The following is a 13,717-nucleotide window of genomic DNA, read 5'->3' as shown; positions in this document are numbered from 1 at the left end:
ATCTGTTCAAATTTAGGGTATAAAATCTGCATTGAGAACTTGAGCTAAAGAAAAAGGTGGTTCTTCTGGAAATAAGTTTGATGGCAGTTGGTATTTGTTAATTGTATCTTTTTTAGCGTCTTGATAACAGGGTAAAAATACATCATTTAAAATAGCTTTTAAAGTAGGACTATCTGCTAGAGTATAGGCTATTTGTCGTCTTTGTTCTACGACAGTATTACGCCAACCTCTGGCGTTATCATCTTTTTCTTCTATCCAATATTGTAATTTTAATAAATGTTCAATTAAGACAACTAAGCGAGTTTTTAGTTCTTTTTTTTCACTCCTTCCCATACTATCAATTTCTTCAATCAAGTTCTCAATATCTAACTGTTCTAGGTTTCTTTCTTGCAACTGTTGAATTGTGGTTTGTATCCACAGGTAAAAATCTTGATCATATAATGTTTTGTTATTATCAATGTAAGTAATGTTAGCCATACAGAAAACTCCTTACAGAGGATGGTAATGGTATTTTAGCATAAATGCGGTTAATTCATCTCATGGACTAGCGATAGCGAAGCGCTGCTGCAAGCAGATCGCTATTATTAAAGAAAATTAATTTCATTGTAAGTACAGTGAAATTTAATCTTATTTGAAATTTTCACCTTTGAGGATTTTCTCAATTAAAGATTTTCATGAATTTACAAAATAATTCATATTATATATTGGTATTTGTTAATTGTATCTTTTTTAGGTATCCCCTCAATACTTGGAGGAACCCCGAATTTCTCACAAGACTTAGAAAATAGGGGTCATAAACTGCCAAAATGTATATTGTAAAAGGATTCCATCAGTTTGAAGCATGACCCCCAATAAAAACGATTGTATACCGGAATAGTTCACATTTAAATAAGTGAATTCATGTCCAGTTGTTAGTATTATTTGATTTCATACACAATAGACTTATAAAAATAAATACAAGAGAAAAATAATGTGGAATTTTCCTAATTATTTGAAATAATTTATGCTGACTTGATACATTTATCCTCTCATTTTCTGCAATATGTAAAATGCAATTATCCAGTTTCTGAAAAAAATCCGGATTTTCAACATCAAGACTTATCGGCAAATCCTTTTTAATAGTTTTATTAAGTTTCTTTATTACGAGAATACTGTATTCGCGAGCATCTAAACCAAGCAACATATAGAATTCACTATGATGTTTATACTTTAAGTACATCATGCTGAAACTCAATAGCAAAAAGAACTTACAGGATAATCTTGCCTTTAAACCATCAGAAAGCTGTGATTGTGATTTTATGATTGCCCCGAAAAAGTCTCCATGCCTATTCTCATCTTCGCTCCATGCCTTATAAAATTTAAAAAGAGGATAGATAGAGTATTCAGGGTAGGCTTCTAGATGCTCGAAAACTGTTATGTAATAACAACTAGAAATTCTCTCAGATAAATAAGTAGTATAAATAAACCACGAAAATGGTAGTAAAGTATACTTTCTGTTTCCTTTTTTCAGGAAGTCTAAACAAGGTTTGATATGAAAATCGAGGAAAGCCTGATTCAGAAAACCAGCATGACGAGCTTCGTCTCTAGACATCAAGGAAAATCCCTCTGAAAGGATGCTGTTTGTCTCCTGAAGTTGATGGGATAGCTCTTTATATAATATGAAGCCAGAGTACTCAGAAGCACAAAATCTTTCTAGAAGCTCAATTATGAGGTTTCGGACTTCACCTGGAATTTGATCCCAAGACTGATTAAATTCTTCATTACGTATAAATTTCTTTTTACTATGATCGTTTTTTAATTCACCAATAACCGTATTAAATGCTTCCTGACACACTGAAATATCAATTTTGGACATTTTCCTAAGATTAGTTGTATAAAATCTTGGGAAAATGGAAGTTTCTTTCGCTAGAACCTTAGTGATAGGATCTGAAGCTTCAAAGTTAACCGTATTTATTTTCTTTGAAAGGTCTTTCATTTCAGGAAAAGATATATTTCTCTACATTCAATCATACTTGACCGATTTACTCATATTTTGTTACCTTGATCAAAGGTGAATCACCTGTAAATACTTCGATTCAAATTAGTCAATAAGGCTGATAATAACGATAATCTAGATAGAGTGATTCATTGCTATATATGCCTTCTAAAAAACCTCAAATGACGATCCGCATTGAAGAAGACGAGTATAAATACTTGCAAGATTGGGCATCTAAAGAATTTCTTTCAGTGCCTCAATTAACCAAAGTTATTGTCAAAAGAGCGATCGCCGAAAACAAACAAGCCAACCAACAAAAATCACAATGACAAACGACACAAGATTTGATGACATATACACACGGCTTAATGACCTTACCCACGATGTCACCAATCTCAAGATCCAAGCCGGGACTATCGGCACTTCTCAGGTTGCCATAGCCACAAATTTGACTCTCACAACTGGGTTAGCTTCTGACATGGGAGAAGTTAAAAGCGATATTCGCCAAATAAAATCAGATATTAGAAATCTGGAAGCTGGGATCACTGAAATTTTGCGGCTTTTGCGTAGTCAGAATTAGTTAAGGGTGATCGGATCGCATTGTTCAAAAGCCTCAGCGGAAAATGCACCTTTTTAACCTTCAAGTCAAAAAGACTTTCCATTACGTAGATTTAAAATCAAATATGAGTTATATATATGACTATAATTATCACCAATGACGACGGTATTGATGCTCCGGGTATTGCAGCTTTGTTTAAAGCAGTAAATGGTAAATCGGTAATAATTGCTGCACCTCAATCGCATCAATCTGGCTGTGGACATCAAGTTACTACCCATCAACCAATTAATCTGCAACGGCGTTCTGATTTTGAATATGCGATCGCTGGCACTCCTGCTGATTGTATCAGAGTTGCCATAGCACATATTGCTCAAGATATCAAATATGTGATTTCAGGTATTAATGCTGGTGGAAACTTGGGTGTTGATGCGTATATTTCTGGGACTGTAGCTGCTGTTAGAGAGGCTGCAATGCACGGAATTCCTGGAATTGCTGTTTCTCAATATCGTCAAGGTCAACGTGATTATGATTGGGATGCGTCCGTGAGATGGACATCTGCATTGCTCCCAAATTTAATTCACCTTCCCCTAGAATCTGGATGTTTTTGGAATGTCAACTTACCACATCTTTTACCACAAACCGCAGATCCAGAAGTGGTATTTTGTCAACCTTGTACTAAACCTTTACCTGTTAACTATCGAATAGAAGGTAATGATTTTTACTATACAGGAGAATATGGTAAACGAGAACGGACTCCTGATAGTGATGTTGATATATGTTTTTCTGGCAAAATTGCGGTGACAAAGTTAAGAGTATAAATTTTGGCAATTATTCATCTTGCAATAAAGATACAAGTCCATCTAAAGTTTGTGACAATTGAGTAATTTGTTGCATAGAATCCTGCTGAGAGTCAGCCAAACTTTGGACAGCATCACACAAAGCAAAAATTTGATACCCTTGCTGCTGTACTTGTTTTCCTTGGGCTTCTATTTGCAAACTCAGGGAATCTACTCTTTGAGCGAGGCGTTCAATTGTCTCAGTGGTAGAAAGTACAGCGTCTCCAATTTGTTCAACAATAGATTCTAACCGACTGATTTTCGCTTCTACTCCAGTTGCAATCATTTCTGGCCTGCTCCAATCTTGAGAAAAAATCATCACAGTAATATTCCTAAATATTCATTCAATAGTTTCCTAATCAGCATTATTTATTAATAAAGTAATTCGGAATCATGCCTCTAACAGGTTATACCAATACAATTCGTAATAATTTATCTGTTAAGCTGTGCGAATGTAATTTTTAATTCATAATCAACCAATCCCAATACCTATTCCCCAATCCCTAAATTAAATTACTGAGTAGCCCAAAAATACGATACCAATGGCACAGAATACTAAACCAGTAAACCGGATAATTTTAGGTAAGATTTGGTTAGCTTCATTGATGCCAAAATTTATACCTATTTCTCTGGCACTCATAATAATTGCTGTTTGGGTCAGGGTAACACCAATCACATAAGTAATTGCAGTGAATATTCCTGCACCAATGATGGATGTAGCATCAGCGTAACCTTGAAATATGCCAGCAGTAGCACTTAATAGGGCAATCGCTAACCAATTAATAGAAATTGGTGTAACTAACATCACACCCAAAGCGATAGTACAAGTAGCAATGGCTATGGTATGTCCTGGTAACATCACTGGAGACAAATTAATTAATTGTCCACAGATAGCCGCAATGATAAAAGTTGCATTGAACCAATAACCACGGACAAATTTGGCGGAGAATAAGCCCAGAGCCAAAATACCTGCAAATCGGTCTAAACTAATGACTGGATCTGCTATGCCCCAAATAAGCCCTTCCCAGGCGTTGGAAACAGTGTGTTCAATGGGCGATCCACCGGCTGAAGTTAGTAAACTAATGACCACTAAAACAGCTATCGCTCCTAAAAGACGCTGCTGTTTAGATGTGGGCAAATTACCGGACTCAGAAGATTCTGAACGTGAGCTTTTAAACATCTTTAGATTATGTCAAATTAGGCTGGTTGGTAATTAATATTACTGCTAATTATTACAAAAATTAATCCATTTTAGTTCAACGTAACAGTTCTTCTACTTGATGCTGATTCCACAAAGTTTTGTAAAGTCCAGGCTGTTGTACCAGTTCTGAATGATGACCAATTTGGACGATTTTCCCCTGATCTATCACTAAAATTCGGTCAGATGTGGCCGCAGCGGATAGTTGGTGAGTAATGAAAATTACGGTTTTCCTTTTTGTACCAGTAGAAAGATTAGTGAGAATTTGGGTAGCAGTTTGATTATCTACACTAGAAAGAGCATCATCTAAAAGCAAGATCGGAGCATCAATGAGCATTGCTCTAGCTAAGGCTGTCCGTTGTCGCTGTCCACCAGACAGAGTAATACCGCGCTCACCAACGAGAGTTTCATATTTTTGGGGAAAGTTGCGAATTTCCGCGTCAATTTGCGCCATTTTTCCGGCGTAAACTACATCTTCTTCTGAAGTAATCGGATCGCCATAACGGATATTATTTTTGACTGTGGTACTGAATAAAAAGCTATCTTGAGGGACGTAGGCGATCGCTCCCCGTAAATCACTCACAGCTAGTTTAGTAATATCCAAGCCATCTAAAAATAACTGTCCGGGCTGAATATCCAATAACCTGGGTAAAGCATTTGCTAGGGTTGATTTTCCTGAACCAATTGGACCCACAATGGCCACCACTTCCCCAGGAGCAATAGTAAAATTAATATCTTCTAAAGCTGGTATATTTGCGCCAGGGTAAGTGTAATTAAAGTTCACTGCTTTCAGTTCCCCTTTCAGCTTACTTACCTCAATATGCAGAGCATTTGGTGGATCTTGAATTTTGGGAGTCACACTGAGAATAGTTTCTAAGCGGTCAATGCTGACTTCACCCCGTTGATAAGCAGTAATGGTAAATCCTAACAAAGCGGTAGGGAAAACCAAACGCTCTACATAAATGAGCAGCGCCAGAAAATCGCCAATTGCTAGAGAACCAGCAGCTATCTGTGCCGTACCCATCCAAATAATGATCAAAGAACTGAGATTTGCTAACCCACCAATCATCGGAAAGAGGGTATTGCGGCTTTTAGCTAGTTGCAGGTTAGCAGCTAATAGTTGTTCATTTTTCCGATTAAAAGCTTGACGCTCATTTTCTTCTTGGGCATAAATTTTAATCAGAGCCATCCCGCTGATATCTTCTCGCACCAGTTCACTGATCTCGGAAAGTTGCTCTTGGACAACCGTTTGTTCATTCCGCAAGCGATCGCTAAATAAATGCACCAACAGAAACATCAACGGATAAACTGCGAGTGATGCTAATGTCAGATCCACACTCAGCGATAACATAACTGGTAATGTTAGGGTATAAGCAAACAAAGTATTTGCCAAACTCAAAACAGCAAAACCTAACAACCGCCGAATATTATCAACATCACTAGTAGCGCGACTAATTAAATCCCCTGGAGTATTAACCGCAAAATAAGATGGTTCTAATTTCAATAGATGTTCAAAAATCCGCTGTTTCAGGTCAAATTCTACCTGTCGTCCCACACCAAAGATCCAAATGCGGGAAGCCATCCGCATCATCCACATCGCGGAACTGAGTAGAACAATTATCACTACATAATGTATTACCTGATTAAAACTAAAACTTGTTGAAAGAGTATCTACTCCAGAACGAATCAACAAAGGAATATATACACCTAGACCATTGACAACTAATAAGGCAATTATACCTAAGATAGTTTCCCGCCAATAGGGACGTAAATAATCAGCGATTTTAGCAAGTCTGTGAGATTTGGCCATGCCAGCAATTGTCTAACTTTTTAGTAATGGATAATTAATATTTGTCTTAATTCTCCATTATCTACCTTACAGCCTTTATTCCCCAGTCCCCAAAGCAGTGCGGCAAAAATAACTAACAAGTGAGATTCAACTCAAAAGCTTGTGGAATTTGCTTTTTAAATTTTTAATTGTTAATTTTTAATTCCGCCCTGCGGTACTAGTCCCCAATCCCCATTTCACGATGATTACGTGCGACCACGCAAGAAAACATAAATCTGGTTGAGATAACTTTCCCATACTTGGGTAGTAAGTTGCAGTGTTTCTGCATTAGGAACAAAGTCTTCTACCCGTAATCCGCGTGTACTGATTGCTTGAGGATTTTGTAGTAGATAGGAGGGGATATTCACATTCAGACTATTGAAAGCTATGGTGGGAGAATTTATCTCTCCCATAGGTAGGATGAAATCTTCCTTGATATCTGAGATTGTAAAATCAGTATTGGTTGCTCCTAGAGCTACTAAAGTAGAAGGGGAAGTATTTTGATCGAGATTAATACCGCTAACCGTAGCGATTGGTGATCTAACTAAAAAGTAAGCGATCGCCGGCGTACTCGACAAAAGTAAAATTGTCAGCGCCCATCCCAATAAATAGCCCCCTGGCTTATCTATCCCACCTCCTTTAATTTTTTGAGCAGCCACAAACAACATTAAAACCGCAGCCCCTAACGGCTTCAGTGGAAAGGATATAAACCGCCACAAAGAAGATACTGCTGGTTCACTAGGATTGAGAAATGCCAAAGCTAAAATAACTATGACCAGCCCTAACAGGAATCTACCTACAAAAGTTCCTGATGGATAGAATCTTTGAAACAAAGAATAGGCCACAACACCGATGAGCAGCCATAGCAAAACCCGGCTTAACAACTGAAACATAGATTCACTCTCTAATTTTTTAAGGCGGTAAGCCTAGAGACAGCGGGAAATAGATTAATTTTATTGTCAAGCTGACTTAAAAATACCTCAAATCTCACACCCAAAGATTACCGTCGTAGTGATTTTAGTGCAATTTTTTGACACTGAGTGTATTATTTGCAATTTTCCAAAATAGTAATTTTTGCTTCTTTACGCATAAATAAATTTATACGGTTTCAAATAAAACCACAAAAACAGATTTGTCTAGAAACTCTGTCTAGTGGCATATAAGCATAATCAGCCCTTTGATGGAAGGTTTCAACCATAAAAATATCTAATGTATACATATTAGAACGAACAAATAAAAACTAAAAATTCAACTTTACCAGGTTCTAATTTTGAGAATAATTCATTGGGCTTAATCAGTGCTGTATGTTGGCAGTTGATACTACATCAGTTATAGCAACCGCCAAGGTAGTTAGGACATCAACTGATGAGAAAAGGCATACTGTCACCTATCACCTGTTATAGCTCTCACGTGCCGTATAAAGTGGAGGAAAAAAGAGTATGTCTCTTTTAAAGATTAAAGAATTTGATCCGAATTATCGTGAAAGTTTTGAAGGTAAAGACATCAAAGGTATGGATGTCTATGCAAATGCAAATGAAAAAATTGGTACAGTCAGTGATATTTTAGTAGATGAACAAGGACATTTCCGCTACTTTGTTGTTGACTTAGGCTTATGGATTTTCGGTAAAAAAGTATTATTACCTGTTGGTCGTTCGCGGGTAGATCATACCGCTGATCGGATTTATACAGTAGGAATGACCAAACAACAAGCGGAGAATTTACCTGAATTTCACGAACACAAAGAAATTGATTACAACTATGAAGAGCAAGTCAGGGGAGTATATCGTTCGGAAGGATTCTTAGAAGATTCTGGTTCTGTGGATACAGCCACATCTAGAGGTATGGGAACTGCTATTGCACCACCACCACCAATACCTGATCACCAAAAGAATAAAAATGTTTATGACTATCAACAAGAGCCTGCTCTATACGAGCTAAATGATGAAAATCATCAAACATTCAAACTCTATCAAGAACGACTGATAGCTAACAAAGTCCGTGAGAAAACAGGAGAAGTCATTGTTGGCAAACATACAGAAACAGAAACAGCGCGGGTTTCAGTCCCCATAGAAAAAGAACGAGTTGTCATTGAACGAGTAACTCCTCCAGATGCTGGAGAAGCAGTCCCACTAGGTAGCGACACCTTTAATTCAGGTGAAGTTGCTCATCTAGAAGTTTATGAAGAAAATGCTGACATTCACAAAGAAGTTTTCTTACGGGAAGAAGTCAAAGTTAATAAAGTTGTAGATCACGAAACGGTAGAAGGGGAAGAAGTTCTGCGTCGAGAAGAATTGGATGTTAATACCGAAGAACATCCAAATGTGGAAGGTCCCGTCAGAAAGTGACACTTTCTAAAAAAAGGTTTAGGGATAATTCATAAATTGTCCCTACAGAAAATTTCCAGCAAAATTTGTTTCCATGTTCAACTAGGAGGAGATTATGAGTTTAGAAAATAAAGCTAAGGCAACTGCTAAAAATATTGAAGGTAAAGTTCAAGAATCCGTAGGTGATGTAACTGGAGATCCTCAAACTCAAGCAGAAGGCAAAGGAAAACAAGCAGAAGCTAAAGTTCGCCACACAGTTGAAAATGTCAAAGATGAAGTTAAAGAAGATACTAAATAGTCCCAACTTCAAATCTAAAATGTCGGTGAATAACTTGCTTTTTAAAAGGAGAATAAAATGACTTTAATTCCCAATAAAAGAGCCGTAGGAGTGTTTTCTAGTCGCCGAGAAGTAGAGAACGCTCTGAATGAACTGCGAGATCACGGATTTGCCATGAATCATGTATCTGTGATTGCCAAAGATGCAGATACTCAAGACTTGAATCCCCAGGATCGGATTAGTGAGACACGAGTTAAATCAGATACTCAACATAGGACTAGTGAAAGACGAGATCAATCAGTTACCGACACAACCCATGTTGATGAAGGAGCAAAAACTGGTTTAGGGGCAGGAGGAGCAGTAGGGGGAATAACAGGATTGCTAGTGGGGTTAGGAACTCTAGCTATCCCTGGAGTCGGTCCAATTATGTTGGCAGGAGCTACGGCTACAGCGATCGCTACAACCCTAGCAGGTGGAGCTATTGGGGCAGCAGTTGGCGGTTTAATCGGCGGTTTAGTAGGTCTAGGCATTCCGGAAGAGCGGGCTAAAGTATATCAAGATCAGGTAGTTAGCGGTGATTATCTGGTGATTGTAGATGGGACAGAGGCCGAAATCCTCAGAGCTGAAAGAATTTTCAGGAGTAAAGGAGTACGTGAGTGGGACGTTTACAATCCCCCAGCAATTAAAAGTTATGCAGATCCCGCTGTTTCTCATTTGTAAAAAATATTCTTTTGTCTCTCAATAACAACCTACTGATCAATTGATGACAATTGACAATTGTTTCATTCAACATTTAAAACCTCTGCTTTCCAGGAGAAACAAAATTCCTCTTTCTCAATCCTCGCACTTCAAAATTGTCAATTGTCCATTGGGGAAAAACCGATTATGGGCGTTGTGGATTTTAGGGAAAAATTAAACCCCCAAAATCAAACATTAATTCAGCAACGCCTAATTACATAAGAGGTCTATTTTTAAGGATTTGAACCATGAATAAAATCACGCCTTTAGTCCTCAGCAGCTTTCTACTTCTGGGAACAGTCGCCTGTGAAGATGCCGCAAGAACTAGCCGCAATGCACCCGCTTCTACTGAGGAAACTGGTAAAGTTGTCACGGATAGAACAATCGAAGAAAATAAAGAAGATGCGACTAGCCAAGTTCGTCGTGATCAACTCGATGCAGATATTCGCGCCCGTGAAGAACGCGATCGCCTCACTGGGGGAACTGTCAATCGCGCTGATAGTGATCTAGCCAGTGAAGTTCGCTCTAAGCTAGAAGCCAATATTCCCAGAGGTCAATTAACGGTTACGGCTCAAGATGGGGCAATAGTCGTTTCGGGAACTGTACCAACTCAAGAAGAACTAAACAAAATTGATTCCCTTGCTAAAGAAATTAGGGGTGTTAAGAGTGTTCAAGTTTTAGCTCAAACTGCTCAACCTGTCCCAGAACAACCACAATAAAAGATTACGTTCAACAATTGACAATTGACAATTGTCAATTGTTGATAGCATTATTACCATAAAAATCAACAAATGTTCTACCTTAACTAATTAATATAGAGAATTTGGTATATACTATTTTTTAGGCATAATGCAGTTAGCTCAGGTGGATATCTTTGTTACTTTGAGCTAATTTTCCACTAATTTTTTTTACCTATGACAATCAAACTTATTGTTCCAGGAATGGCTTGTTCTGCTTGTGCTAACAATATCACCAATGCCGTGAAAGCTGTTGATGCTAATGCCATTGTAGACGCTGATCCCCAAACCAAATTTGTCAATGTAGATTCTCAAGTTTCAGAAACTACTATTAAAGAAGCTTTAATTGCTGCTGGTTATCCTCCTTCTTAAGATACAAGATAATCTTGAACAAAAGAAATAGGGGCGAAGCATTCGGTGTAAGGGCGTATCCCTGACGGGACTGGAAGCATCAGCATTCGGAAAACAAATTTGGGAAAAAACCGATAATTTATCGTCCGAATGCTTCGCCCCTACGACTCCTAAACCCTACAGAGGATTCTTTCCTGTTATTACTAAGCAGATGTAAGTAGGTGAACAGAAAAATTCAAAGGTATGTGAAGAAAAGTAAAATCGCCCAAAACTCTCTTCCTGTTCCCTGTTCCCTGTTCCCTTGCCCCAACGACAATTTTTAACGCCCACCTACTTACGAGTTGCTTCCAATAAACTAGAAAAGTAAAAGCGCGTCCGAGTCATAGCTTGTCGTTGGATCGAAAAGCCATTTTTTTGGAGAATTTTGATCACATCCGCCTCACGATGTAGATAAGCGCGAGTTGTTTTACTTGGACCAGGAAAGAAAGTACCGATTTTTTTGAGGATTGTCAGGAAGCAGGTTTTAGGTGCAAAGCTGAGAATAATCCGTGATTGTGATAAAGAACATAGGTGAGAAATCATCTCATCAGCTTTGTCTTGGGGGTAGTGAATCAGAACATCTAAACAGATAACAGTGTGATAATTACCAGTCAAAGATTCTAAATCCTGTACTGCAAAGGTCGGATTTATGGTATTTGAAAAAGCTTTTACAGCCCTATCTTGGGCTTCGGATACCATTTTGGCAGAAATATCACTAGCATAGACTTTAGCACCGTCCACAGCCAGAGGAATACTCAGACTACCCACACCACAGCCAGCATCACAAATTGATAATTCTGATAAATTGTTGTCAGCTTTCAACCAGCCCAGGACATTATCTACAGTTTGCTGATGTCCCGTGCGAATGTCTAACTGGACTTTGTTAACTTCACCATCACCATAGATGCGTTGCCACCGATCAAAACCTGTGGAATTGAAGTATTCACGGACTATTGTTTTATCGTCGGCTACGTTCATAAACTCAATTGTTAACGGTTCACAATTCTTAAAATTATCATTGGTGAGTAGATTCTTTCCTGAAATTTTTTTAAATTCTTAAAAACCGACTAGCTAATTTAATCGCGTCAGCAATATCCACATCACCATCACCGTCAGCATCTAGAAATTTATTTAGTAATGGATTACCACCAGATTGTAAGAAACTCAAGAGTAAAGGGACTAAAGTTGGTAATAATTGTTGAATTGTATTCACATCTAAGCTAGTACCCTGAGCGGCATTTTCGGCTACTTTTGCTTGGATATCTGGAGAAAATAGGCTATCTACGGCTTGGGAATCGGCAGAAGTGCCTGCAAATTGATTGACTAAATTTTCGACGGCTTCACTTCCGTCGGTGGCTTGTTTTGTTTGCAAAGATGATTGTACTTGTTTACCAACTACGGATAAAATTGATTGCATGGTGGAAGAGTCTGCACCAACACCATTACCTAATTGTTTAACTGTCATGGCAATATTTACCAATTTATCCAAACCACCTGGTTGATTGGAATTATTAACAGCGCCAAGAATTTGATCAAATAGTCCCATTAATTTGTTCTCTATTGTTTTTATGTCTTCAATGATCAATATTACAGCAGAATTGAGAGGGGAGTAAGCTGTTATTCCCTGTTTTGTGTTCCCTATTCTCTGTTAATTTGATACTTTTCCAAAGTCTCATAATTAAAGGAGTTCGCAATTTTAAAAAATGTGCTTTTCAGGAAGATCGTCTTTTCCTGCCCACAAATCAATTTCTGGTATAAAAATTAACATCTAATTTTTGTAATAACTTTTACCTATATTATTAATTATTGTTATCAAAGTTAGTCCACAGGTATAGCTTATTATCTATGAAAGTAATTTAATATTTATTTAATATTGAGGCTTGTAAATGAATAATATTGACGATATGGCTGTAAGCTATTGTTAAGCTCATGAAATTTGGCAATAAATGAAACTTGAATTGATGTAAGTTTCACCAGTTAAATTTTTGAAATGTCTTTTACATAAGGCTTCTCTATTGGAGATTCGTTAAATACGACTCGCCATGTAGAAAGGCAATATATCCTGCTGCTTTGCAAAGAGCTAAATTTTTCTTTGCTGAGTTTTTTCTGTCTATAAAGCCTGAAACTTACACAAAGTCGCTGGCAATTTTCACGGATTAAAATTTACTTTGCTGTTTTTTACCACAACCCTACTATGTCATTGACTAATAATATCCATTTTAGAAACTTACGAGGCGATTTATTTGGTGGTGTCACTGCGGCGATCGTTTCCTTACCTCTAGCACTGGCATTTGGTGTTGCTTCTGGTATGGGTCCTGTCGCCGGTCTTTATGGTGCAGTTTGTGTTGGCTTTTTTGCCGCCTTATTTGGTGGGACACCTACGTTAATTTCTGAGCCAACAGGTCCAATGACCGTCGTTATGACGACAATTGTCGCTTCGATGACCGCAGCTAATCCTGAAAATGGATTAGCAATGGCATTTACTGTCGTGATGTTAGCGGGAATATTTCAAATATTTTTTGGAATATTTAAGTTGGGTAAATATATCACCCTGATGCCTTACAGTGTGATTTCTGGCTTTATGTCGGGGATTGGGGTGATTTTGATTATTTTGCAGATTGCTCCTTTTGTAGGACAGGCAAATCCTAAAGGTGGCGTACTGGGGATGGTGCAAAATCTGCCGGATTTATTAACTAAGGTTAATCCTGCCGAAACAATATTAGGTGTACTGACACTGGCAATTATTTTCTTGATGCCAGCTAAATTCAAGCGGATTGTTCCCCCGCAACTGGTAGCCTTGATTGTCGGAACTATAGTTTCTCTAACCATTTTCAGTGATGTGGAGATCAGACGAA

Annotated in this window: 16 protein-coding genes and 1 pseudogene; 9 read left to right on the top strand and 8 right to left on the bottom strand. The window is 37.9% G+C overall.

Translation table 11 applies throughout. The annotated features are described in order from the left end of the window. Positions 1–12: 12 nt before the first annotated feature. Both FJR38_RS14570 and acsF read right to left on the bottom strand, forming a co-directional pair. Positions 13–477 carry a DUF29 domain-containing protein gene (locus FJR38_RS14570; RefSeq protein ID WP_168537842.1) on the bottom strand — a complete coding sequence of 155 codons (465 nt, stop codon included), beginning with the start codon at positions 475–477 and terminating at the stop codon, positions 13–15. Between the two features lie 421 nt (positions 478–898). Continuing rightward, positions 899–1,975, bottom strand: a complete 1,077-nt coding sequence (acsF, locus tag FJR38_RS14565; RefSeq protein WP_168537840.1) for a magnesium-protoporphyrin IX monomethyl ester (oxidative) cyclase — start codon at positions 1,973–1,975, stop codon at positions 899–901. A gap of 182 nt (positions 1,976–2,157) precedes the next feature. Here acsF and FJR38_RS14560 point away from each other — a divergent pair, with 182 nt between their 5' ends. The 3 genes from FJR38_RS14560 (at position 2,158) to surE (ending at position 3,352) form a co-directional block, all read left to right on the top strand. Then, positions 2,158–2,304: a hypothetical protein gene (locus FJR38_RS14560; RefSeq protein WP_168537768.1), complete on the top strand. Its 147-nt coding sequence runs from the start codon at positions 2,158–2,160 to the stop codon at positions 2,302–2,304. Next, positions 2,301–2,555: a hypothetical protein gene (locus FJR38_RS14555; protein WP_168495268.1), complete on the top strand. Its 255-nt coding sequence runs from the start codon at positions 2,301–2,303 to the stop codon at positions 2,553–2,555. Before FJR38_RS14560 ends, FJR38_RS14555 begins: the two co-directional genes overlap by 4 nt. Positions 2,556–2,671: 116 nt before the next feature. Continuing rightward, the gene (surE, locus tag FJR38_RS14550; protein WP_168537838.1) at positions 2,672–3,352 is read left to right on the top strand and encodes a 5'/3'-nucleotidase SurE; all 681 of its coding nucleotides are present in this window, start codon (positions 2,672–2,674) and stop codon (positions 3,350–3,352) included. A gap of 10 nt (positions 3,353–3,362) precedes the next feature. On the opposite strand, the gene FJR38_RS14545 is transcribed toward surE, so the two are convergent. The 4 genes from FJR38_RS14545 to FJR38_RS14530 form a co-directional block, all read right to left on the bottom strand. Next, complete coding sequence (locus FJR38_RS14545; protein ID WP_174763543.1) at positions 3,363–3,656, bottom strand: hypothetical protein; 294 nt, start codon at positions 3,654–3,656, stop codon at positions 3,363–3,365. Between the two features lie 222 nt (positions 3,657–3,878). Next, positions 3,879–4,550: a HupE/UreJ family protein gene (locus FJR38_RS14540; protein WP_168537836.1), complete on the bottom strand. Its 672-nt coding sequence runs from the start codon at positions 4,548–4,550 to the stop codon at positions 3,879–3,881. Positions 4,551–4,626: 76 nt separating this feature from the next. Continuing rightward, complete coding sequence (locus tag FJR38_RS14535; protein ID WP_168537834.1) at positions 4,627–6,378, bottom strand: ABC transporter ATP-binding protein; 1,752 nt, start codon at positions 6,376–6,378, stop codon at positions 4,627–4,629. Positions 6,379–6,602: 224 nt separating this feature from the next. Further along, entirely contained in the window at positions 6,603–7,289 is a 687-nt protein-coding gene (locus FJR38_RS14530) for a hypothetical protein (RefSeq protein ID WP_168495258.1), read from the bottom strand. A gap of 546 nt (positions 7,290–7,835) precedes the next feature. Here FJR38_RS14530 and FJR38_RS14525 point away from each other — a divergent pair. The 5 genes from FJR38_RS14525 (at position 7,836) to FJR38_RS14505 (ending at position 10,844) form a co-directional block, all read left to right on the top strand. Continuing rightward, entirely contained in the window at positions 7,836–8,741 is a 906-nt protein-coding gene (locus tag FJR38_RS14525) for a DUF2382 domain-containing protein (RefSeq protein WP_168537832.1), read from the top strand. Positions 8,742–8,835: 94 nt separating this feature from the next. Then, positions 8,836–9,018, top strand: a complete 183-nt coding sequence (locus tag FJR38_RS14520) for a CsbD family protein (RefSeq protein WP_168495254.1) — start codon at positions 8,836–8,838, stop codon at positions 9,016–9,018. 57 nt (positions 9,019–9,075) lie between these two features. Further along, complete coding sequence (locus FJR38_RS14515; protein WP_168495252.1) at positions 9,076–9,717, top strand: general stress protein; 642 nt, start codon at positions 9,076–9,078, stop codon at positions 9,715–9,717. Between the two features lie 266 nt (positions 9,718–9,983). Continuing rightward, complete coding sequence (locus FJR38_RS14510; RefSeq protein ID WP_168495250.1) at positions 9,984–10,454, top strand: BON domain-containing protein; 471 nt, start codon at positions 9,984–9,986, stop codon at positions 10,452–10,454. 195 nt (positions 10,455–10,649) lie between these two features. After that, complete coding sequence (locus FJR38_RS14505) at positions 10,650–10,844, top strand: heavy-metal-associated domain-containing protein (RefSeq protein WP_168495248.1); 195 nt, start codon at positions 10,650–10,652, stop codon at positions 10,842–10,844. Between the two features lie 309 nt (positions 10,845–11,153). On the opposite strand, the gene bchM is transcribed toward FJR38_RS14505, so the two are convergent. Further along, positions 11,154–11,840, bottom strand: a complete 687-nt coding sequence (gene bchM / locus FJR38_RS14500) for a magnesium protoporphyrin IX methyltransferase (protein ID WP_168537830.1) — start codon at positions 11,838–11,840, stop codon at positions 11,154–11,156. A gap of 70 nt (positions 11,841–11,910) precedes the next feature. Then, complete coding sequence (locus FJR38_RS14495; protein WP_168495244.1) at positions 11,911–12,408, bottom strand: DUF937 domain-containing protein; 498 nt, start codon at positions 12,406–12,408, stop codon at positions 11,911–11,913. Positions 12,409–13,056: 648 nt separating this feature from the next. Here FJR38_RS14495 and FJR38_RS28560 point away from each other — a divergent pair. Next, positions 13,057–13,717 (top strand): annotated as a pseudogene (locus FJR38_RS28560) (SulP family inorganic anion transporter); the annotation flags it as partial.

Origin of the sequence: Anabaena sp. UHCC 0253 (assembly GCF_009712085.1) — a bacterium.
Taxonomy (GTDB): Bacteria; Cyanobacteriota; Cyanobacteriia; order Cyanobacteriales; family Nostocaceae; genus Dolichospermum.
This window is presented reverse-complemented; position numbering and strand designations above follow the sequence as displayed.

Coding starts and splice junctions, on each gene's coding strand:
- FJR38_RS14520 (WP_168495254.1), top strand. CDS start 8,836: ATGAGTTTAGAAAATAAAGCTAAGGCAACTGCTAAAAATATTGAAGGT.
- FJR38_RS14540 (WP_168537836.1), bottom strand. CDS start 4,550: ATGTTTAAAAGCTCACGTTCAGAATCTTCTGAGTCCGGTAATTTGCCC.
- FJR38_RS14555 (WP_168495268.1), top strand. CDS start 2,301: ATGACAAACGACACAAGATTTGATGACATATACACACGGCTTAATGAC.
- FJR38_RS14510 (WP_168495250.1), top strand. CDS start 9,984: ATGAATAAAATCACGCCTTTAGTCCTCAGCAGCTTTCTACTTCTGGGA.
- FJR38_RS14505 (WP_168495248.1), top strand. CDS start 10,650: ATGACAATCAAACTTATTGTTCCAGGAATGGCTTGTTCTGCTTGTGCT.
- bchM (WP_168537830.1), bottom strand. CDS start 11,840: ATGAACGTAGCCGACGATAAAACAATAGTCCGTGAATACTTCAATTCC.
- FJR38_RS14570 (WP_168537842.1), bottom strand. CDS start 477: ATGGCTAACATTACTTACATTGATAATAACAAAACATTATATGATCAA.
- FJR38_RS14530 (WP_168495258.1), bottom strand. CDS start 7,289: ATGTTTCAGTTGTTAAGCCGGGTTTTGCTATGGCTGCTCATCGGTGTT.
- FJR38_RS14535 (WP_168537834.1), bottom strand. CDS start 6,378: ATGGCCAAATCTCACAGACTTGCTAAAATCGCTGATTATTTACGTCCC.
- FJR38_RS14560 (WP_168537768.1), top strand. CDS start 2,158: ATGACGATCCGCATTGAAGAAGACGAGTATAAATACTTGCAAGATTGG.
- acsF (WP_168537840.1), bottom strand. CDS start 1,975: ATGAAAGACCTTTCAAAGAAAATAAATACGGTTAACTTTGAAGCTTCA.
- FJR38_RS14495 (WP_168495244.1), bottom strand. CDS start 12,408: ATGGGACTATTTGATCAAATTCTTGGCGCTGTTAATAATTCCAATCAA.
- surE (WP_168537838.1), top strand. CDS start 2,672: ATGACTATAATTATCACCAATGACGACGGTATTGATGCTCCGGGTATT.
- FJR38_RS14525 (WP_168537832.1), top strand. CDS start 7,836: ATGTCTCTTTTAAAGATTAAAGAATTTGATCCGAATTATCGTGAAAGT.
- FJR38_RS14545 (WP_174763543.1), bottom strand. CDS start 3,656: ATGATTGCAACTGGAGTAGAAGCGAAAATCAGTCGGTTAGAATCTATT.
- FJR38_RS14515 (WP_168495252.1), top strand. CDS start 9,076: ATGACTTTAATTCCCAATAAAAGAGCCGTAGGAGTGTTTTCTAGTCGC.